The organism is Bacillus sp. JAS24-2, from assembly GCF_008274905.1.
Lineage (GTDB): Bacteria > Bacillota > Bacilli > Bacillales > Bacillaceae_G > Bacillus_A > Bacillus_A cereus.
Genome location: NZ_CP031068.1, coordinates 2,241,204 through 2,265,875, shown reverse-complemented (window position 1 = coordinate 2,265,875; position 24,672 = coordinate 2,241,204). Strand labels below are relative to the sequence as shown.

The following is a 24,672-nucleotide window of genomic DNA, read 5'->3' as shown; positions in this document are numbered from 1 at the left end:
GTAAATGAAGATAATTTGACAGAATTCTGCGTTTTCCTCGAAAAATGTATATTAATTACACACCTTAAATTTACTAAAAACAAAATTGTTGGTTAAGGCAAATTTTTTTGTCGTAAGTATACACTTTTTGTATAAAAATTAGTTTTTAAAATATTTGCATACTTATTGATAAAGCTTCCTGCCATACCTTATTCGAAGCCAATTTACCTCTACCTACTCACTTCGCATTCCTTGAAGAAGGAATCTTCTTGACTAAAACGATAAAAAAGTTGGGGATTCCCCCAACTTTTTTATACGTTTATTGTCTTATTAATCCTGTAGATGTAACCCGATATGTTCTTTTCTTTCCGATATATTCCTGTTTTCCATTCTCAAGGTTAGTTAAAGTCGCGCGTGTTTTTTCCTTTGCTGCTTCCCCTTCTATATGAGTAAATTCTATATAATCTCCCTCTTTTACAGGTACTGTTTGGGTTTCAGCATTTTGTTGTCTATTTCCCATAATTTCCTTATTGTACATAACGCTACCAGATGAGTTCTGGACTTTAATACTTGCATATGTGCTATTGAAATAAGAATGCGGTACACCAGCTTCTAATATTCGCTTTAAAACTTAGATATATTTAATATTTTTTTCACCACTATTATTAATCAAATTATAGTATTTTGTATTAAAATCTTATGATTTAGGACTAAATAAATTAATTGATCACACTATTTGACTCAGAATTGTTTACCAGAAAAACGTTATGTAAACTTTCTATTTGTCAATTAGACAAAATAGTTTATTTGCTGGTACCTTATCATTAGCTAGAAAGAGCCTACTAAAAAAACGTAGACTCCTTTAGGTATCTAAACATTACATATATTTCAAACGTAGATTCCTCTAACGTTAACACCTGCCCAATTCCAGCGTTGTTTACAAGGATATCAAATGTAGTATCACCTATATATTTTTGAAGAGATTGATCCATCATTGAATACAATTTATTAATGCCATTAAAAGTACTTAAGTCTGCACGAATCGCAAATGCGGAACCGCCATCTTTTTTAATTTTATCCACTACACTTTCTGCTTCTTCTTTTCTTTTGCTATAGTGAACAACGACTAACGCACCAGCCTGTGCCAAATGTAAGGCAATACTTCGACCTATCCCTCTACTAGCCCCTGTTACTAATGCAATTTTCCCCTTCAATTTATTCATCTCATCATCCCCTTGTTTAAAAAAATCTACTTAGTTATATCACAAGATACCCTTTGAAATGTTGCTCACTAATTTGATATCCATAAAACCAAAAGGCCCACTCATAATTATAAGAGTCGGCCTTTTCACTTCACATATTCATTAGCTTTACATACAGCATCCCTAACTGTTATGTACTTTGTACTAAGTATAATAAAGACTCTAAATGGTATTATAGGTAAAGCCAACTTAAACTAAAGTTAATTCATATACATTTTGCTTAGAGTCTCTGCCTTTAAACAGTTCGTTTAGGATTCTCTGCATATATTCAATAAAATTTCAGCAATGCCTGTATTTTTCATCTTTCATATTTTTCTTTGTTAGCTATGAGTATACTTAAAAAACTAAAAACTATTTGATAATCTTTTAGAATCTAACTTTCTTTTAATACTATTTGCTATTTCTTCAATATTTTCATTTAGAAAGAAATGATTACCTTCAAAAGAATGAAAAGTACACGTTTTACTTGTGTATCGTTCCCATTTTATTACTTGATCATATGTAGTAAATTCATCATTTTCCCCATTAAATATAAGAAAATCAATATCACATGGTTGTGTATTTTTGTCATGAATATACGTCTCAACGATTTTAAAATCTGCTCTTAGAATAGGGAGAAAAATCTCCATTAATTCTTCTGATTGCAGTACCCCAGATGGTGTACCTCCCATTGCAATAACTTCTCTTTTAAATTGCTCATTAGAAAGATTATGTCGGATATTTTTTATTTTACTATTTGGATGATTTCTACCGGACAAAACAAGAAATTCAGGCGATACGTTTTTAGAATCTTTTATTTTTCTGGCTAATTCATAGGCGATCAAACTTCCCATGCTATGCCCGAATAGAATGTAGGGCGAATCATCTATCTGCATAACTATTTTATTGTAGACATCATTTACTGCCTCTTCCATACTTTGGTACAAGTTTTCTTCAATTCTATATCCTCTACCAGCTAACTCTATCGGGACTACCTCAATATATGGATTAAAGTGATTTTTCCATTTTGCGTAACTAAACACAGATCCCCCAGCATGTGGAAAGCAAAAAAGTTTAGTCTTCTGCATTGATTTTCTCCTTACTTTCAAATTTGTATATATTTTGGCAAATTGCATAAATGTCTTTAATTATTATCTCTTGCGGAAATTCATCCCTTGTTGCACAAGCAGATAACTTATAATTTGGATCAATGTTATATTGTTTAAAGTAAAAGTTTTTAGGTATATTCTTGTATGAAATTAAAGTTCGTGATTCTTTTTTTATAGAGAATGAATTTAATGGGGTATAAAGCCCTTTTCCAATCGTTTTTATATAGCTTTCTTTTAATGTCCATAAATCAAAAAAACAATTAATTTGTTCATCAGAATTCATATTAGATATATCATAAAATTCATCCGCTGAAAAAAATTCTTTTGCTAATTTAAGAGCCTCTATCTCTGAAATCTTTTCTATATCAATACCCACATTAAAATTAGCAGTAGTACAAACCACCCATTCTCCTGAATGTGACAGATTAAAATGAAAGTCAGAAAAATTTTCAACAAAAGGTTTTCCATACTCATTATATTTAAATCTAATTTCTTCATTATTAATTTTATACTTTTGGCAGATTAGAGATCGGATTAGTAAATCCCCTATCAGGGTCCTATTAACGTCGCATGAATTTAATAAACGCTTCATTCGTTCTTTCTTCTCATTTGAAACTAAGTTACTAAGTTGCTTAAACAAATGACTTTCAATATTCTTTGGTATTTTCACAGCTTGAATTTGTATGATAAATCACTTCCTTTTTTTAAGAATTACTTCATATATGAACGTTACATAAATTCAAATTCACATTACTAAATTGCATATACAATAGGAAAGGTGCATATTTACATATCAATGAAAATATGCACCTTTCCTCAGTAATATCATCAGGCATTCGCTTCTATTACAAAGATTTCTATGTCTCTACCAATTACTTTTTACATTATCCCCTTAAAAAGTAATGCTCTTAATATATTCATTATTCCCTACACTTGATATGCAGGTATTGGTCTCCCCTTTTCGTTCATAGCGTTGCATCTTTTATACTCTCTACTTTTCCGTTAATAAAATGGATCTTTCTTTTATTCCTTCAAAATCATTTAGTAGATACATAGCTATTTTTTCAACTGCAGGTGAATCCACTATTTCTTCATGTGATCCAGGGACTGAATACCTATTTACTCTACCTTTTAATAAAGGTCCCCAATCTGTAAACAACTCTTTTCCTTCCTCAGCACTAAAGTAGAGAACTTCTCCAGAGTATGGTATTAAATCATGCTCTGCCATTAAGTTCAGGCATTTCCTATGAGCATTGATAACTTGCTTCAAATTCATAAGATCTGCATCAGGCGGGAGTACTCCCTCCATAATTAGTCGCTCTACAAGCATATCTTGTTCATGGAAGAGGCCTTCCCCCTGCTCAGTAAGATCTCTAGGAATGAAATGTTCAGATATATATGAGAGCATATCCTCCCTTGTTTTACGATCTTGCTCTGAAGGTACTTTAGTATCCATTAGTATCAACAACTCAACTTCCTCACCTTGATTCTTTAGCACAGTTGCGATTTCATAAGCAATTGCACCGCCTAAAGACCATCCTCCAAGACGATATGGGCCTTCTGGCTGAACACGTTTGATTTCTTCAATGTAAAGTTGAATTAGTTCCGGCAAGGTCAATTCATCAATTTCTCCCTTTTCTATAAGAGGATTCTGTAAACCATAAAATGAACAATGGTTCTTAAGTAATCTTGCTAGTTGAATGTAACAGAATACATTCCCCATAAACGGATGAACACAGAAGAAAGGGCTTTTTTCTGATTCTTGTAGTGGAACTAGCGCTGCTACTGATTTCGTCATATCATGCTTATCACGAATAAGGCATGCGATTCCTTCCAATGTTGGATTCTTAATCAATGTTGAAACCTTAATCTCTTTTCCAAACTTCTCCCTAATTTTTGAAACTAATTTAATTACAAGGAGAGAGTGTCCTCCTCTATTAAAGAAATCATCATTTACATAGACATCTTCTATCTGTAACACATCCTGCCAGATTTTAATCAACTGATATTCAATTTCATCCCTTGGAATGATTGGTGTAGAGAAGTTATTTTCTCTATGAATAGTTAAATTGTTCAATGCCTTTCGATCAACTTTGCCATTCGTTGTAAGAGGAATCTCGTCTACCTTAATAAAGTGTGCGGGAACCATATAATTTGGTACTTGTGTCTTGAGATACTCACGCCACTCATGCATACTACCATCTCCAACTACATAAGCAACCAATCTCTGCTCTCCTAATTTATCCTCTGTTGCCAAAACTACTGCTTCTTTTACCAATGGATGCCTCTCTATACTCGCTTCAATCTCTTCAAGTTCAATACGAAAGCCCCTAATTTTCACTTGATTATCAATTCTTCTCAAGTAATCTAAATTACCATCAGGTAAATAACGAACCAAATCTCCCGTACGATATAAACGCTCTTCTTCATTAAATGGATGACAGATGAATCGCTCTGCTGTTAATTCTGGGCGATTCAAGTATTCTCTCGCTATACCTGCACCCCCAATATATAGCTCACCTGTTACACCAACTGGAACAGGTAACAAATTTTTATCCAATACATAAGTTTGAACGTTCGGCAACGGACGTCCAATTGTTACTCTCTTACTATCTTTTTTGATATGATAGCATGTTGCATCAACCGTACATTCTGTAGGACCGTATACGTTATAAAAATCAATCTTTTCAGTCTCTACTAGCTGTTCCCATAATGACGGCATGATTGCTTCACCACCGACCAATATCTTGCTTGGTACATGAACATCAGCACTTATTTCTAGCAATCCTCCATCTATTAGTAATTGAAGTAATGAAGGTGTCATATCAAACATTTCCAATTTATTCTCCCTAATATAGGACACAAATTGTTCTGGATTAGTGCGAACTTCACTTGGAATAATATATAAACTTGAACCATAAAGCAGCATTTGTAATTGCTGAATAGATACATCAAAGGCAATTGATGCATTCAAACCAACGCGCATATTACTAGGTATCTCATGTGAGAAAACTTCTTTTTGTAAACCATATGATAGGTTTATTACAGAATGGTGCTGTACTAAAGCTCCCTTTGGATTCCCTGTCGAACCAGAAGTGTAGATAACATACGCTAAGTTTTCCCCTGTTACCTCACATATTGGTGAAAGTTTGCTTTCTTGAGAAAGCATTGCTTGGTCCCTATCTAGGCAAACTGTCTTAATGTCTTTAGGAATCCAGCCTAGTAATACTTCATTTGTAACTAACACTTTAATTCCTGTGTCTTCTAAAATATATTGTAGGCGGCTTTCCGGATTCGATGGATCTAATGGAACATAGGCTGCTCCGGCCTTCCAAATTCCCATGAGACCAACAACCATCTCAACTGAACGCTCAAAGCAAAGGCCAACTAATGACTCTGTCCCAATTCCACATTTCTGTAAATGATGGGCTAATTGGTTAGCTCTTTCATTCAGCTCTCGATATGTTAGTTGCTGTTTTTCATCTACCACTGCCAACGCGTCAGGCGTACGATTTACTTGCTCTTCGAATAGTTGATGGATTGCATTCTCACGTGGATAGGATATAGTATTATTATTCCATTCTTCCAATAGCTTTCTTTGTTCAGCTTCCGTAATATATACTAGCTCCGATAGATTTTGATCAATGTTTTTGAGCATTTGCATTAACACTTTGTGTAAATGACCCAGCATTCGTTCAATGGTTACTCTATTAAACTTACTACGGTCATACATTAACTTTAACGATAACTGGATTCCTGGAACTACAGCTAACCCTAATGGGTAGTGGGTTTGTTCTACCCCTTCCAATTCACCAATTTCCAGATTTTCTGAAGACTCCTCTTTCACTGGATAATTTTCAAACACATATAAACTATTGAACAGCGGTATTCCTCTAGGAACTTCACTCCACCCCTGAATCTCTGTCAAAGAAGCATACTCATATTGTCTTCTTTCTATCTCTTCCTCTTGTATCTTCTGCAACCAATCTATTAATTTTATATCATCCATCAATTGAATTCGCGTCGGTGACGTTGTAATGAAAGGACCTACGATGTTTTCAACATCAATAATCTCCGTAGAACGCCCTGAGCTTGTTACACCAAAAACAATGTCATTTTCTCCACTATATCGGCTCATGAGATATGCCCATGCACCTTGAATTACTGTACTCAAAGTAAGTTTATTGCGTTTCGCCCATCCTTGTAACGCTTGAGTCTGCTCTTCTGATAAATACGTAACCTTCTCTGTGTAACCTTTTTCTTCCTCTTTACTTTCTAAGCCCAGCAAAGTTGGCGCAGTAAAACCTTTTAGCTTCTCTCTCCAGAATTGTTCCGCCTGCTCCTTATCTTGCTCTCTTAACCATTGGATATATTTCTTATATGGTGAGGACTTAGGTAACTTCACAGCTTCTCCATTCATTCTCTTCTGATAGACTGTAAGTAATTCATTAAATACTAATGGTAAACTCCATCCATCCAGTAAAATATGGTGATGGGTCCAAACAATCCGATATTCTTCCTCACCTTCTTGAATGACTGTTACCCGCATCAATGGTGCTTCATCAAATTGGAAGGCTTGTTTTCGATCTAATGCCAAAAAGACTTTTCTTTTTTCCTCTATCTCTTCACTTGTCATTGTACGCCAGTCTTCTTTATTCACTTTAAATGGGATATTTTCATACACCACTTGTACAGGTTCTTCAATTTCGTCCCATACAAATGCTGTACGAAAAATTTCATGCCGCTGAATTACAGATTTCCACGCCTGCTCAAATGTAGGAATATTCATTTTTCCTCGAATCATAAAACTCAATTGCACTATATACGGTGCAACATGTTCATCCCCTTGGTCATGCAATGTGTGGAAAATCATACCTTCTTGCAAAGGTGATAGTGGATATAAATCAGTAATCTGATTGTTCTTTCCGCGATGCATTTTGTTTAGTACATTTGTCAAACCTTCTTGGCTAAGATTAGCCATTGCAAAATCCGAAATGGTCAGTGCAGATTCTCTATCTGAAAATTGAATCAATGTACTCAGTTGATATAGCATATTCTGTGCAATACTTTGAATCGTTGATTTGGCAAATTGTCCAACATTGTATACCCAAGTGAATTGAAGTTTTCCATCCGTTACAACCCCAATTACATCAATTACATGCGATCGCTTGGAACCGGCAGCATGATCTAAACGCTTAAATTCGTTCTCCGGAATAAACATTGCATCGCTAGAAAACATTTGGTCAAATTGTCCAAGATAGTTAAAACTAATAGACGGTGTATATTGGGAGCTTAATTGCTCACACATTGTTGCGTTCATGTAACGCAACACCCCATAATCAACACCCTTATTAGGAATTTTGCGAACTTGTTCTTTAACTGCTTTTAATGCTTCAATTGGCGTATTAGCACTAGTAATATTTAAATGAACTGGGTAAATACTTGTAAACCATCCCACAGTTCTCGATAAATCAACATCTTCAATAATCTCTTCTCGACCATGTCCCTCTAAATCTACGCTCAATATCGGCTGCCCCGTACATGCTGCCGTAGCTTGTACTAATGCTGCTAATAATACTTCATTGATTTGGACACGGTGAGTGCTTAAAGTCTCTTGCAATAACATACGGGTCTCATTCTCATTTAACACCACAGTAATTTCCTCAGTTACTGCGCTTACTGGATTACTTATAGTACCATCTACCGGCAATTTAACTACGTCTTGTTCAGCCTGCTCCTCCCAGTAATGTAGCACTTCTTTTGATAGGCCAGTTTCAGCGTAATGATGTAATTTCTCCGACCATTCTTTAAAAGATGTACTCTTCATAGGTAATTGAATTTTCTGCCCTTGGACTACTTGCGTATATGCTGTTTGCAAATCTTCCAATAAAATTCGCCAAGAAACACCATCCACGGCTAAATGATGAATTGTCCAAAATAATCGGCCAGCGTGCTCACCTTCATCAAAATACACCATTCTCATTAGCGGACCATCATGTAAATTCAAACTTTCTTGTGCAATATTAATCTCTTTTTGAATAACCTGATGCCAATCAGCTTCCGGCACTTCGTCTAATGAAATGACAGTAAGCATCAATTGTTCTTCTATTCCTTCATTCCACTGTTTCCAAACCCCATTAGGTAAACGTTCATATCTTAAACGCAGAGCATCATGATGAAGTAGAAGGTTACCTGCCGCCTTTTCCAGTGATCCTATGTCCAATTTCTCTTTCGTTCTAAAGAACATGGATTGATTCCAATGATGTGGGTTAGGATGATTTTGTGCAAAAAACCTTTGCTGAATAGGTGTAAGTATCGTCTCTCCAGTTATAATTCCCTGTTCAGCTTGTACACCTTGTTCTTCTTTGACTACTTGCGCCAACTCAGCAATTGTTTGGTGTTCAAATATTTGTTTTGGTGTCAATTGTAAACCAACTTGCTTCGCGCGCGAGACAATCTGAATGCTAAGAATTGAATCTCCACCAATTTCAAAGAAGTTATCATTCATACCAATACGTTTTGAACCTAGCACACGTTCCCAAATGATAGAAAGCTTATGTTCACGTTCATTTCTTGGGGCCACGTATCCTTCTTGTGTTCCTTGATAATCTGGTATAGGTAACGATTTCCGATCAATCTTTCCATTTATGGTTAGCGGTAATTCTTTCATTTCGACAAAGTAGGAAGGTATCATATGGATTGGCAGTTTTGTTTTAAGATACTCTCGCCATTCTTCTAAACTGCCTTCGCCCACTACATAAGCTACCAGCCTCTTATCTCCCGACTGATTTTCCCTAACCATTACAACTGCCTCTTTTACTAAGTCATGCTCTTGTAAAGTCGACTCAATCTCTCCAAGTTCAATTCGAAATCCTCTAATCTTCACTTGATTATCCATTCTTCCTAAGTAGTCTATATTACCATCAGGAAGATATCTCACTAGATCACCTGTTCTATATAACCTCTCGCCTTCTTTGAATGGATGAGAAATAAATCGTTCGGATGTTAACTCTGGACGATTCAAGTACCCCCTTGCTAGACCTGCTCCTCCGATATAAAGTTCCCCCATTACACCAACTGGAACTGACAACCTATTTCTATCTAATACATAAGTTTGGATGTTAGGCAATGGACGTCCAATTGTTACTCTCTTACTACCTTTCTTGATATGATAGCATGTTGCATCAACCGTACATTCTGTAGGACCATATACATTATAAAACTGGATTTTATCAGTCTCTACTAGCTGTTCCCATAATGACGGCATAATTGCTTCACCACCAACCAGTACCTTACTTGGAACATGAACGCCATCGCACGTTTCTAACAATCCGACATCTATAAGTAATTGAAGCAATGAAGGTGTTATATCAAAGATTTCTAACTTGTTCTCCCTAATATAAGCTACAAACTGCTCCGGATCACTTCGTACTTCGCTTGGAATAATATACAAACTTGAACCATAAAGCAGCATTTGTAATTGCTGGATAGATGCATCAAAGGCAATTGACGCATTTAAACCGACATGCATGTTAGATGGTATCTCATGTTCGAAAACCTCTTTTTGTAAACCATACGACAAGTTTAGTACAGAATGATGCTGTATCGAGACACCCTTTGGATTCCCCGTTGATCCTGAAGTATAGATAACATACGCTAAGTCTTCTCCTGTTACTTCACATTTTGGTGAAAGAATGCTTTCTTGTGAAATCATTATTTGATCCCTGTCTAGACAAACTATCTTGATTTCTTTAGGTATCCAATCTTCCAATGACTCGTTCGTAACTAATACTTGAATTCCAGTGTCCTCCAAAATATATCGTAGGCGACTTTCTGGATATGATGGATCCAATGGAACATAGGCTGCTCCAGCCTTCCAGATCCCCATAATACTAACAATCATCTCAACTGAACGCTCAAAGCAAATTCCAACTAATGATTCAGTCCCAATCCCACATTGCTGAAGATAGTGGGCCAATTGATTAGCTTTTTCATTCAGCTCTCGATATGTTAACTGCTGTTTTTCATCTACCACTGCTACCGCATCAGGTGTACGATTTACTCGCTCTTCAAACAGCTGATGAATCGTACTTTCCTGTGGATATGCTACAGTATTATTATTCCACTCCTCCAACTGTTTTTGCTGTAATCCTGATAATATAGGCAACTTAGCTAATGATTTATCAGGATTCTCCACGATTACATTCAACCAGTTCCCAAAATGTTCAGCCATGGATTCAATAGTTAAGCTGTCAAATAAATCAGTTCTATAAACAAAAGTAAGTAATAAACCCTCTTCCACTTCTGCAGCAGTTAAACTTAAATCAAACTTAGCGATCGGAGCATTACTTTCCATTACTTCTATATTTCTTCCATGTAGTTCTGGTAGCTTCTGTCCCGTATTTTGCAAAGTAAACATGGTTTGAAAAATCGGAGAATGGCTTGTATTTCGTTCAGGTTGGATAACCTCTACAATTTTCTCAAACGGAACATCTTGATACTCATACGCCTTCAATGCTTTTATCCGTACTTGAGATAACAACTCTTGAAATGCCGGTGCATTACTTAAATCAGCTCGATAAACCAAAGTGTTGACAAAGAAACCAATTAGCCCCTCAATTTCTCGATAATTTCGATTTGCAATTGGGCTACCAACAATAATATCCGTTTGTCCCGTATAACGAGCAAGGAAACTTTGATACGATGCCAATAAGGTCATGAAAAGTGTGGCCCCTTCTTGACGACTTAGTTCGTTTAATTTATCCAGTAATGAGCGTGACAACAAAACATTATGAGTTAATCCATGATGGGTTTGCACTGGCGGACGCGGACGATCCATTGGCAACATTAAGACTGGTAACTCACCAGATAATTCTTCCTTCCAATATGCAAGCTGTTGATATAGTACTTCATCTTTCAACCAGTCTCTTTGCCACTGAGCAAAATCGGCATATTGAACTGGTAGTGGTTGCAGCTCTGCTTGTTTTTCACCAATCGCATTCTCATAAAATGCCATCCATTCTTGAAGCAAGATTTCCATCGACCACCCATCCGAGATAATATGATGCATATTACACAGAAGAACCCATTCTTCTTCTGAAATTCTTATGAGTTTCCCACGGAATAATGGCCCTTGTTCTAAATCAAATGGAGATTCGACTTCAGTTTGAATCCATTGCTCCAACTTTCTTTCTCGCTCCTCTAATGAAAGCTTAGTTAAGTCCATTTGCAGAAGCGGACGGAAAACGTACGGTTGAATCTGCTGCACAGGATGGCCATCCTCTTCATAAAATACAGTCCGCAAAGATTCATGACGCTCTATCAACTGATTCCATCCCAACTCCAATGCCTCAGGTAACCAATTCCCTGTAAGACGGCATACCATTGGCATATTATAAAGTGCACTATTAGGTGCAAATTGATCAATAAACCATAAGCGCTGTTGGGCATAAGATAGTGGAATATTATTTCCACGTTCCATCGGCACCAATGGTGGAATTTCTCGTTTTTCATTCCCCTTACGTAACTGATCCATTCGTTTCGCTAATGCCTCGATCGTTGAATATTCGAACAGTTCACGTACTGGCAATTTGATTTGAAAGACTTCCTGTAAGCGTGAGACCACTTGTGTAGCAAGTAGAGAGTGACCACCAAGCTCAAAGAAAGAATCCTGAACACCAATGTCTCCTATTCCTAGCACTTGACTCCACACTGAAGCGATAAGTTCTTCCAGCGGAGTTCTTGGGTATACAGTATTTTCAGCGGATTGTTCACTAAGTATAGGCAATGCCTTCAAATCAAGTTTTCCATTCGGTGTAAGTGATAAAAATTCCATCTCAATAAAGTTTGTTGGAACCATGTAATTTGGTAAATGTGTTTGTAGATGTTCTCGCCATTCATGGACACTTCCTTCACCAACTACATAAGCTACTAATCTCTTATCACCTTGATTATCCTCTCGTACCAATACAACTGCTTCTTTCACAGAAGAATGTGCCTGCAAAACAGCTTCTATTTCTCCCAATTCAATCCGGAAACCACGAATTTTTACTTGGTCATCTATACGTCCATGGAACTGGAGATTACCATCAGAAAGATAACTTGCTTTGTCTCCTGTATAATAGAGACGTTCTCCTGACTTGAAAGGATGTGGAATAAATTTTTCCTTTGTAAGATCCGGACGATTAGCATATCCACGTGCAAGACTCTTCCCTCCAATATAGAGATCTCCAATTACGCCAATTGGTACTAGCTGAAGATGAGAATCTAACACATAAACTTCTGTATTTGCAATCGGTCGACCAATCGATGGCGTACCTGTTGTCACTCCTACAGGTACATAACAATCTGTGGTAACAACGGTATTTTCCGATGGACCATACTGATTAATTACCGCAAAAGGAATATCGTTAGATGGGTACTGCGTTAATTGATCCCCACCAGTAATGATAAAACGAAGATCCGTTTTATCTGGCCAAGATAATTTCAAGAGCCTTTCCAGAATAGGCGTAGGTGCAAAGCTAGCTGTTATTCGTGAATCAATGAGCCAGTCCCTTAGTGCTTCTGGATTAATTCTCAGTTCCTCTGTTGACAAGTAGAGTGCTGCGCCAGCAGTTAGATACGGCCAGATCTCCTGGACAGCCGAATCAAAAGCAACCCCTGCAATCTGAGTCGCACGATCCTCTGCTGAAATATGATAAACTTCCTGATGCCAAGAAACCATATTCATTAATGAGCGATATTCAACCATTACACCCTTCGGTTTTCCTGTAGAACCAGAGGTATAAACAATATAGGCTAAGTTCTCTGGATTTATTTGACGTGTAGGTGCGATTACGCTTTCCACCGTTAATTCTTCTAACCTCACCATTTCGACGTGTGCGAAATGTCCGTCTTGTCCTTCCGCCGTCACTACAAATTGAATTCCTGCATCTTCAATCATGTATTCTAACCTTGATTTTGGATACAACGGATCTAAAACGACATAAGCTCCACCAGCTTTTAAAATGCCTAGTAAACTTACCATCAGCTCAGCTGATCTCGGAAGATAAACCCCTACCACTGACTCTGGGGCTACTCCCTTTCGCTGTAAAACATTTGCCAACTGATTTGCTTGTGTATCCAATTCACCATAAGTCCACTGTTTTGTTTGATCAACTATCGCAATCGCATCAGGACGCCTTGCTACTTGCTCCTCAAATTTGTCGCAAATAAGACCCTGATGAGACATTTCTATTACAGTGTCATTCCATGTTTCTAATAACAAAGTACACTCGGTTTCTGATAGCATGCTCAGGTTATGCAACGGATTTTGTGGGCGATGAGAAACTTCATGTAGCCATTTCTCAAAGTGTCCTGCCATCCGTTCAATAGTAGTAGCATTGAATAAATCCTTATTGTACTCAAAAGTAAAAAGTAATCCCTCTTCCGTCTCAACTGCCATTACACTTAAATCAAACTTTGCAATTGGACTGTGGCTTTCTATCATTTCAATACTTCTACTAGATAACACCGGTAACTCTTGTTTCATATTTTGCAAGATGAACATAGTCTGGAAGATTGGCGAATGACTTGTACTTCGCTCCGGTTGCACAACTTCTACAATTTTTTCAAATGGAATATCTTGATATTCATACGCCTTCAATGCCTTTTGACGAACCTGATACAGTACATCTTGAAATGTCGGTCTACCACTCAAATTAGCTCGATAAACCAGCGTGTTAACGAAGAAACCAATTAGTCCTTCAATTTCTCTATAATTCCGATTCGCAATTGGGCTTCCGACCAGAATATCTTCTTGTCCCGTATAACGAGATAGAAAACTTTGATATGCAGCTAAAAGCGTCATGAAGAGCGTAGCCCCTTCTTTTCGACTAAGTTCATTCAATTTATCATGTAGCGTGCTTGGCAGAACCATAGTGTATGTCGATCCGTGATGAGTTTGTATTGCGGGACGCGGGCGATCCACAGGAAGTTGGAGTACAGGAAGCTCCCCAGACAATTCTTCCCTCCAATATTGGAGTTGTTGATCAAGCACCTCCTCCTTTAGCCATCCTTTTTGCCACTGAGCAAAGTCGGCATATTGAACCGGTAATGGTTCAAGTTCCGCTACCTTTCCATCCGTTGCTTTCTCATAAAATGCCATCCATTCTTCAAGTAGGATTCCCATTGACCATCCATCTGAAATGATATGATGTAGAGTACAAAGGAGTATCCATTCTTCCTCTCCCACGTGCAAAATACTTGTCCTGATTAATGGACCCTCTGTTAAAACAAATGGCACTTCTGTTTCTTGTTGAATTAAACGTTTAACTTCTTCTTCTCGGTCTTCAGGAGAAAGCATAGTTAAATCCGTTTTCGGAATTGATTGAAAAGCATACGGTTCAATTTGCTGTACGGGTTGACCATTCACTTCTTGAAAGACCGTCCGCAGTGATTCATGACGTTCTATTAGTTGATTCCATCCCGTTTCCAATGCTTCAAGTAGCCAATTCCCTGTAAGACGGCATACCATTGGCATATTGTAAAGGGCACTATTAGGTGTAAATTGATCAATAAACCATAAACGTTGTTGGGCATAAGATAGTGGAATAGCTTCTCCTCGTTTCATTGGTATTAGTGGCGGAATCTCTCGTTTTTTATCTCCTTTACGTAACTGTTCTAATCGCTTTGCCAGTGACTCCACCGTTGTATATTCAAATAGTTCACGTACTGGTAATTCGATTTGAAAAATTCCCTGTAAACGTGACACTACTTGAGTAGCTAGTAGTGAATGACCACCGATTTCAAAAAAGGAATCCTGAACACTAATATTTTTTATTCCTAACACTTGGCTCCAAACGGAAACGATGAGCTCCTCCACTGGTGTTCGTGATGAAGTAATATCTTCACTTATGAACTGTTCTTCTAATTCCAATAATGCTTTCCGATTCACTTTACCATTTGGAGTGAGTGGCATACCTTCAATTTGGAAAAAGTATGCGGGAACCATATAATGTGGTAATTGCTTCTTGAGATATTCACGCCACTCCCCAGTATCCCCTTCACCCACTACATAAGCTACTAACTGCTTATCTCCTGGTCGATCTTCCTTCACCAACACGACTGCCTCTTTTACAGATGAGTGATCATGTAAAGCTGCTTCAATTTCTCCCAATTCAATTCGGAATCCTCTAATTTTAACTTGGTTATCTACTCTTCCAATATATTCCAAGTTACGATCATTCATATATCTCACCAAGTCACCCGTTCGATATAATCGTTCCCCGTCCTTAAAAGGATGCGGAATAAAACGTTCAGTAGTTAAATCCGGTCGATTGAAGTAGCCACGTGCCAATCCTACTCCTCCAAGGTAAAGTTCCCCTGCCACACCAATCGGGACCACTTGTTGATATTGATCTAACACATACAACTCTGTATTATCAATCGGACGACCAATCGGAATAAGCATTGCTTCTTTTTCTAAATCACAATCGTAATAAGTCACATCCACAGTCGCTTCAGTAGGACCATACAAGTTAATTAACTTTGTTTGCTGAACATTGTAAAAGATCCCCTTAAACCGGCGAACCTGCTCAGTGTTTAACGCTTCTCCACTAGTAAAAACTTGAATTAAAGACGATACATCCCTTTTCGAATTATATAGTTCCATATAATCTAAGAAAGTAGATAACATCGACGGAACAAAGTGCATGGTGGACACGCGATATCGTTCAATATACTCCTCAATCACCGCAGGATCTTTCTCTCCTCCTGGTGGAAGTAAACAAACACGTGCTCCTACAAATGACCACCAAAATAATTCCCATACAGAAACATCAAATGAAAACGGTGTCTTTTGTAGGATTGTATCCTCCTCGGACAATGGGTATTTTTTCTGCATCCACTGTAGGCGGTTGATAACGGAATGATGTTCAATCATTACCCCCTTTGGATTTCCCGTCGAACCCGAAGTGTATATAATATAGGCTAAGTTATTTGCTGTTACTCCACTTACCGGAGCTAAATTACTCTCTTTAGAAATCATCACTTGATCCCGGTCTAAACAAATTGCTTGAATATCTTTAGGTAACCAGTCCTGTAGTGCCTCTTTTGTTAACAGCGCTTGAATTTGTGAATTCTCCAAAATATATCTCAGGCGGTTTTCAGGATAACTTGGGTCCAGTGGGACATAAGCCCCACCTGCCTTCAAAATCCCAAAGAGACCGATAATCATATCAGGAGAACGTTCAATACATATACCAACCAATGATTCAGGTCCGATACCTCGTTTTTGTAGAAAATGTGCCAATTGATTCGATTTTTCATTTAGTTCTTGATACGTTAGCTTTCCACCCTCATAAACTACCGCCACTGCATCAGGCGTCCGTGCAACTTGCTGCTCAAATAGCTCATGAATCATACAATCATGACCATAAACTACGTCCGTATCATTCCATTCTTCTAGGAGTTGATTTTGCTCAGTATCCGATAGCATTGACAGCTTTGTATATGATTCATCTGGATGATACGTGATTTCATTTAGCCAGTTCTCAAAATGTCCTGCCATACGTGCAATGGTACTACTATCAAATAAATCCGTGTTGTATTCAAATGAGACGAATAGACCTTCTTCCACTTCATAGGCAGTTAAGCTCAAATCAAATTTAGCAATAGACATATTACTTTCTACCATTTCAATACTTCTATCAGGCAAATCTAGTCGTTCTTGTTTTATATTCTGTAGCGTAAACATGGTCTGAAATATAGGGGAATGACTCATGCTTCGTTCAGGTTGCACGGCTTCTACCACTTTTTCAAATGGTATATCTTGATATTCGTAAGCTTTTAACGCCTTTTTCTTTGTTTGGTTCAAAATCTCCCGAAAAGTAGGGGTGCCACTCAAATCTGATCGATAAACCAACGTATTAACAAAGAAACCAATTAATCCTTCTACTCCCTTATGGTTCCGATTTGCAATCGGGCTACCAACTAGAATATCTTTTTGTCCCGTATAACGAGCAAGAAAGCTCTGGTATGCGGCCATTAAAGTCATAAATAAAGTAGATCCTTCTTGTCGACTTATATCCTTCAATTGACTGAGCAATTTATAAGGAAAAATCACATGATGCGCAGCCCCAGAGTAAGTCTGCTTAACCGGTCGAGGTCGATCCACTGGCAGTTGTAAGATAGGAAGCTCACCAGACAATTCTTCCTGCCAATACGTAAGCTGACGATTTAGCACATCACCTTGCAACCACCCCTTTTGCCACTTCGCAAAGTCTGCATATTGAATAGATAATGAACTTAATTTAGCAGGATTTCCGCCCGTTTCTTCTTCATAGAAAGCAAGGAATTCATTCATGAATATACCAATGGACCAAGCATCAGAAATAATATGATGCATCGTACACAGTAATAACCATTCATCCTTCTCTAATTGAACAAGCTGATTACGAATTAAAGGACCATTCATTAAATCAAATGGTTCTTGCGCTTCTCTCGCAATTAAACTATCTACCTCTTTTTCTTTTACTTCTAGAAGAAGTTGAGAGTAATCCCTTACAGGTAATGCTCTAGGAAGGAATTCGACAATTTGTTGCACAGGCTGTTCTCCTATTTCTTTAAAAACAGTTCGTAATGATTCATGACGTTCAATGAGTCTATTGAATCCCTTCTCTAATGCTTCAGGTATCCAATTTCCTTTTAGATGCCATACTGTTGGAATATTATATAAAGAACTGTTTGGGTTAAATCTGTCCATAAACCACAAACGTTGTTGTGCATAAGACAACGGGAGTGCTTCTTTATTCTCCTTTTTTTGCATTTGCTTCTGAAGCCATGCTCTCTTCTCAGGAGAAAGTGAACTCAGCTTTGCAAGTAAATCACTTCTCATTTTTTTACCCCTTCCTCAATCAAATTACTCTCAAATATCCCTTGTGCTTCTTCCTCTGATAACTCTTCTAATTGCTTAAGCAGTTCCAGTAATTCTTCATCATTACTCACTTCTGCTTCTTTTTGAATATAATCTTGAAGGCTTATATTCTCCTTACTATCATTCTGCATTTCTTGATTTTTGTTATCGAGCAATTGATCAATCTGTTCTGCCAATTGCTGCACCGTATGAAACATAAATAAATCATGCAATGGTATCTCGATTCCAAAAGCCTCTTTAAGATTGGAAACAGCTTGCGTAGCAAGTAATGAATGTCCACCAATTTCAAAAAACGAATCTTGAATTCCGATGTTTTCCATGCCTAAAACTTCATGCCATATCGAAACAATTGTTTTTTCCGTAGACGTACGAGGAGCAATATAACAACTCGCTATCTCCTGCTTCTCTGGTGCTGGTAAAGCCTTCCTATCAATTTTTCCATTAGGAGTGAGTGGAAATGCATTTAATCCAACAAAATAGGATGGAATCATATAATTTGGTAGTTGGTCCTTGAGATAATCACGCCACTTTTGAGAATCACCGTCTCCTACAACATAGGCAATCAAACGTGGATCGCCAGGATAATCTTCCCGCACCATCACAATAGCTTCGTTAACTAATGTATGCTTTTGTAATACCGCTTCGATTTCTCCTAGTTCAATCCGGAACCCACGAATTTTCACCTGATGATCAATTCGTCCAACATACTCCAAATTTCCATCCGGCAAATACCTTACTAGATCTCCAGTCCGGTATACTCGCTCGTCTTCTTTAAACGGATGCGGTATAAATCGATTTTTCGTTAAGTCAGGGCGTTTTAAATATCCACGTGCTAACCCTGATCCACCAATGTACAACTCACCAACTACACCAATTGGAACCATTTTTTGTTCAGCACTCAATACATATACTTCTGTATTGAAGATTGGTTTACCAATTGGTGGTACCCTATGCATGACACCCTTTTCTAATTCCAGATACGTGGAATACGTAGTATCTTCAGACGGTCCATATAAGTTGAACACCTTCTCAATCGTACTTCTCTCGTATAAATCTTGAACAAGCGGATATGGTAACGGTTCTCCAGCCAAATTCATTACCTTTACTGAAGAAGGAATTGTTTTTGCTCGAACCAGTTCCTTTGCTGCCGATGGCACAGTATTAACCAAAGTCACACCTTTGGTAGACAACTTGTCTAGATGTAGAGCATTTTCAGCGACAATCACCTTACCACCCATCGTTAAGGGAACAAATACTTCAAAAACGGATAAATCAAAAGATAGTGAAGTTGAAGCTAATACTCCCGCTAATTCCTTTCGAGAATACGTATGATGCGCCCAATGAATCATTGTTACTGTATTCCTGTGCTCAATCATTACTCCCTTTGGATTTCCCGTGGAACCTGAAGTATAGATAATATAGGCTAAGTTATCACCCGTCACTTCACTCGTGCATACCGTAGTAACTTCTTGTTCTATTTCTGCTCGATTACGATCAATACAAATGACGTTAACGAATGTAGGTATAACCATTTTTTGTTGTAACTTTTCCTGTGTCACCAGTACCTTTATTTGAGCATCTTCTAAAATGTACTGCAGTCGACTTTCCGGATACGCTGGATCAATTGGGACATATGCTCCTCCCGCCTTCATAATTCCTAAGAGACCGACAATCATCTCGGATGAACGTGTAACGCAAATCCCAACCAATGTTTCGCATGTTACACCATTTTTTTGTAAATAATGTGCCAACTGATTCGAGCGTTCGTCCAACTCTCGATATGTTAGTTCTTCATCTTCGCACACTACTGCAATTGCTTCTGGTGTTTTTTCCACTTGTTCTTCAAACATTGTATGAATCGTACTATCTTCTATATCTATAACGGCTGATTCATTCCATTCCTCTAGTAGTTGCTTATATTCCACTTTCGATAACATATTCAATTCTGATAATAAACATTTTGGATAAGAGGCAATTTGATTTAACCAATGTTCAAAATGATTTACCATACGTTTAATGGTTGTATCATTAAACAAATCAGTATTATATTCAAAGGTTAGTGATAATCCTTCTTCCGTCTCAGAAGCAAATAAACTCAAATCAAATTTGGCAACAGAAACATGGCTTTCCATGAGTTCCATTTGTCTTTCGGATAGCTGAAGAAACTCTTGTTTCGTATTCTGTAAAGTAAACATAGTTTGGAATATTGGTGAATGACTTGTATTCCGTTCAGGTTTTACGGATTCTACCACTTTCTCAAATGGGATGTCCTGATACTCGTATGCTTTTAGTGCTTTTTTTCTTATCTGCGACAATAGTTCTTGGAACGTCGGATTTCCACTGAAATCAGCTCGATAAACTAACGTATTTGCAAAGAATCCTATTAATCCCTCAATCTCTTTCACATTTCGATTAGCGATGGGGCTTCCAACTATAATGTCGTCCTGTCCTGTATAACGAGAAAGGAAGCTTTGATACGCTGCCATCAATGTCATAAATAAAGTGCATCCTTCTTGCAAACTTAAATCTTTGAGCTTTTCCTGTAAGGAATTCGCCACTATTAAGGACTGACTTGCACCACGATGGGTTTGAACTGCAGGTCGAGGACGATCCATCGGTAATTGTAAAACCGGTAGTTCCCCAGATAATTCTTCCTTCCAATATTGAAGATGCTGATTCAAACTCTCCTCTTTTTGCCATTCCTTCTGCCACATAACAAAATCTGCATATTGGATAGATAACTCCTTCAATTCCACTGGTTTTCCGGTTAGTGCTCCTTCATAAAAAGCCATCCATTCTTCAAGTAAGATTCCCATTGACCATCCATCTGAAATAATATGATGCATCGTACAAATGAGAACCCATTCTTCCCTGTCCACTTTCAATATTCGTGTTCGAATCAGAGGACCTTGTCCAAAATGAAATGGTTCCTCCGCCTCGTTTTGAATAAGGCGTTTCATTTCTCTTTCCCTATCTTCCAAAGAAAGATCTGTTAGATTCGTTTGAGGAATATGCCTGAACACATGAGATTGAACTTGTTGAAAAGGTTCACCCTCTTGTTCTAGAATTGTCGTCCTTAATGATTCATGACGCTCCAACAATTGATTCCATCCGACCTCCAATGCTTCAATTGACCATTCACCTGTTAAGCGACACGCTGCATGGATATTGTACATAGCACTATTTGGCATTAATTGATCAATAAACCATAGACGTTTCTGCGCATAGGAAAGTGGGATAACTTCTTCTCGTTTCATAGGTACAAGAGGAGCAACCTCTCGTTTTTTATCTTCTTTTCGTAACTGATCCACTCGTTTCGCCAATGCTTCCACTGTATCGTGCTTGAAAAGTTCACGTAATGGAATTTTAATTTGGAACAGTTCTTGCAATCGAGAGACAATTTGAGTAGCAAGTAGTGAGTGCCCACCACGTTCAAAGAAGGAATCCTGAATGCCAATATTTTCTGTTCCTAACACTTGACTCCAAACCGAGGCAATAAGCTCTTCCGATGGCGTCCGAGGTAGCACATTTAAATCTTCAATAGCTTGCTCATCAGGTGCTGGCAAGGCCTTTCGGTCAATTTTCCCATTTGGAGTAAGCGGGAAGTGTTCTAAATCTATAAAGTGCGCTGGAATCATATGATTTGGTAATTGTTTTTGTAAATACTCTCTCCACTCCTCGGTATTTCCATCGCTTATTACATATGCAACCAATCGTTGATCACCTGGACGATCTTCTCTAACTAATACGACAGCCTCTTTAATAAACGAACATTTTTCTAAAGTCGCTTCAATTTCTCCTAATTCAATCCTAAAACCACGCATTTTGACTTGGTGGTCCATTCTACCTATAAATTCTAAATTCCCATCAGTTAAATATCTTACTGAATCTCCTGTTCGATATAGTCGTTCCCCAAATCGATATGGATGCGAAACGAATTTTTCAGCAGTAAGATTCGGACGATTTAAGTATCCACGTGCTAAACCAGCACCACCAATATATAACTCACCCTCAATTCCTATTGATTGCAAGCGTTGATTTTGGTCTAATACATATAATTGCGTGTTCTGTATTGGCTGCCCAATAGAAACAAATTCTTGATTAGGCTGAATATCAAATGCATTCACATAAATAGTGGCTTCAGTTGGCCCATAAAAGTTGGTTAATTTCACTTGTCCACTATAATTCCATTTCTGTTGAAATCGTCTAACCAACCCTGAACTTAGTTCTTCTCCACCAGAAAATACATGGCGTACGGACGAACAATTCATGTTCAATTCAATATGATTGAAGTGGTCTAAGAAAACAGATAACATCGAAGGTACAAATTGAACTATAGTAACCTGATGTTGTTTAATCACTTCAGCTATAATAGAAGGATCTTTTTCTCCACCTGGAGGTAGGAAAGATACACTTGCACCAACGTGAATGCCCCAAAACAATTCCCAAACAGAGACATCAAATGAGAATGGCGTTTTCTGCAAGACCACATCCTTTTCAGAAAGCGGATATTTATGTTGCATCCATTCTAGATAATTAATTACTGAATGATGCTCAATCATTACTCCCTTTGGATTCCCTGTAGATCCTGAAGTATACATAACATACGCTAAATTTTCTCCTGTTACACCACTTATACATGGGGTTGATTCTTCTTTTTCAATTGCAGTGTAATCTTTATTCATACAAATCGTTTCTATATTTTCAGATACAAACAAATTTTTAGAATCCTCTTCCGTCACTAGTACTTCGATTCCAGCATCCTCTAATATATATCGAAGTCGACTCTCTGGATAAGTAGGGTCAAGTGGAACATACGCTGCTCCTGATTTTAGAATACCTAATAACGCTATCATCATTTGTAATGAACGTTCCATATATACTCCAACTAGAGACTCTGGGCCTACACCATGCTTTTGTAGATAATGAGCTAGCTGATTTGCACGCTTCTCCAACTCTTTATAGGTAATTTGTTCATTTTCGTAACTAGCCGCGATTGCTTCCGGTGTTTTTTTAACTTGCTCCTCAAACATCGTATGAATCATGCCTTCAGCCGAATAATTAAATTGAGTATGATTCCATTCCTCTAGTAACTGTATCTGTTCTTCTTCTGTTAAATGAGTAATTTCAAATAGTTTTGAATCTAGGCTCTTCGTCATCTGAATTAATATTTGCAATAAGTGATTCTGAATCAGATTTATTGTTTCTTCATTAAAATAGCTTCGATCATACATCAACTTTAAAGTAATTTTCTTACCGGGCATTACAATGAGTGTTAAAGGATAATTTGTTTGTTCCGTGCTTGTAACATCTAGTAATCTTAAATCATCATTTCTCTCACCTTGAATTGGATAATTTTCAAACACATACAAGGTATGGAATAAGGAGCTATTTCGCGGAACCTCACTCCAGCCTTGAATATCTATCAACGAATTATACTCATACTGTCTTCGTTCCATTTCTTTCATTTGTATTTTACGAAGCCAATCTACTACTGATGTATTATCCGTTAATCGAATTCTGGTAGGTAATGTGTTAATAAATAGCCCCACCATATTCTCTGCTCCCATTAAATCAGTAGGACGTCCAGCGCTAGTTACGCCAAATACGACGTCACTGTCACCGCTATACCTACTCATCAAATAAGCCCATGCACCTTGTACTAACGTATTCAACGTTAATCGACTATTTCGTACCCACTCTTGTAACTTCTCAGTAAGTTTCTCAGATACTTGATAAACACACTCTCCATAGCCCTTCTCTTGTCCTTGATCCTTTCTTTCCATTGCTAATGGCGTAGGTGCATAGAACCCTTTTAATTCTTCTTTCCAAAATTCCTCTGCTTGACTTTGATCTTGTTTATTTATCCACTGGATATATTTTTTATAAGGAAGAGATTTAGGAAGAGTCAATAATTCTCCCTTTATCATCTTGAGATAAACTTCCATCACTTCACTAAAGACCAATGACACACTCCATCCATCTAGCAAAATATGATGATGTGTCCAAATAATTCTCGTTTCCTCTTTTGCTTCTTTAATCGCAGTGACTCTCATCAATGGTGCTTCATCCAATAAAAATCCTTTTCTACGATCTACATTCAAAAACTGTTGTAATTTCTTCACCCTTTCCTCATGTGGATAGATGCTCCAATCCTCTTGATGAATAGTAAAAGGAAGACGTTGGTAAACCGCTTGTAGTGGCTTTTCTACTTCCTCCCATACAAATACTGAACGTAAAACCTCATGTCGATTAATAACATATTCCCAAGCCTTTTCAAAAGTATCAACATCCAATTGCCCCCCGAGCAAGAAACCTACTTGTACAATATAGGAAAAAGAATGTTCATCATCTTGATCGTATAAAGTATGAAACAGTATTCCTTTTTGCAAAGGTGATAAACCATATATATCAATAACGTCTCCCATTT

The 24,672-nt window shown here is 37.6% G+C and carries 4 protein-coding genes and 2 pseudogenes; all 6 read right to left on the bottom strand.

All coding sequences use genetic code 11. The features are described 5' to 3' along the window. Nucleotides 1–298: 298 nt before the first annotated feature. Nucleotides 299–607 (bottom strand): annotated as a pseudogene (locus DN407_RS11715) (putative mucin/carbohydrate-binding domain-containing protein); the annotation flags it as partial. 253 nt (nucleotides 608–860) lie between these two features. Further along, a pseudogene (locus DN407_RS11710) lies at nucleotides 861–1,202 on the bottom strand (SDR family NAD(P)-dependent oxidoreductase); the annotation flags it as partial. Nucleotides 1,203–1,585: 383 nt separating this feature from the next. Continuing rightward, nucleotides 1,586–2,308, bottom strand: a complete 723-nt coding sequence (locus DN407_RS11705; protein WP_097797143.1) for a thioesterase II family protein — start codon at nucleotides 2,306–2,308, stop codon at nucleotides 1,586–1,588. After that, the gene (locus DN407_RS11700) at nucleotides 2,295–2,999 is read right to left on the bottom strand and encodes a 4'-phosphopantetheinyl transferase family protein (RefSeq protein WP_000701216.1); all 705 of its coding nucleotides are present in this window, start codon (nucleotides 2,997–2,999) and stop codon (nucleotides 2,295–2,297) included. The genes DN407_RS11705 and DN407_RS11700 overlap by 14 nt, the downstream gene beginning before the upstream one ends. 321 nt (nucleotides 3,000–3,320) lie before the next feature. After that, nucleotides 3,321–18,203, bottom strand: coding sequence for a non-ribosomal peptide synthetase (locus DN407_RS11695; protein ID WP_149216267.1), 14,883 nt, complete (start codon nucleotides 18,201–18,203; stop codon nucleotides 3,321–3,323). Beyond that, a complete protein-coding gene (locus DN407_RS11690) occupies nucleotides 18,200–24,670 on the bottom strand; it encodes a non-ribosomal peptide synthetase (protein ID WP_149216266.1) in 6,471 nt (2,156 codons plus the stop codon). Before DN407_RS11690 ends, DN407_RS11695 begins: the two co-directional genes overlap by 4 nt. Nucleotides 24,671–24,672: the final 2 nt, after the last annotated feature.

Coding starts and splice junctions, on each gene's coding strand:
- DN407_RS11705 (WP_097797143.1), bottom strand. CDS start 2,308: ATGCAGAAGACTAAACTTTTTTGCTTTCCACATGCTGGGGGATCTGTG.
- DN407_RS11695 (WP_149216267.1), bottom strand. CDS start 18,203: ATGAGAAGTGATTTACTTGCAAAGCTGAGTTCACTTTCTCCTGAGAAG.
- DN407_RS11690 (WP_149216266.1), bottom strand. CDS start 24,670: ATGGGAGACGTTATTGATATATATGGTTTATCACCTTTGCAAAAAGGA.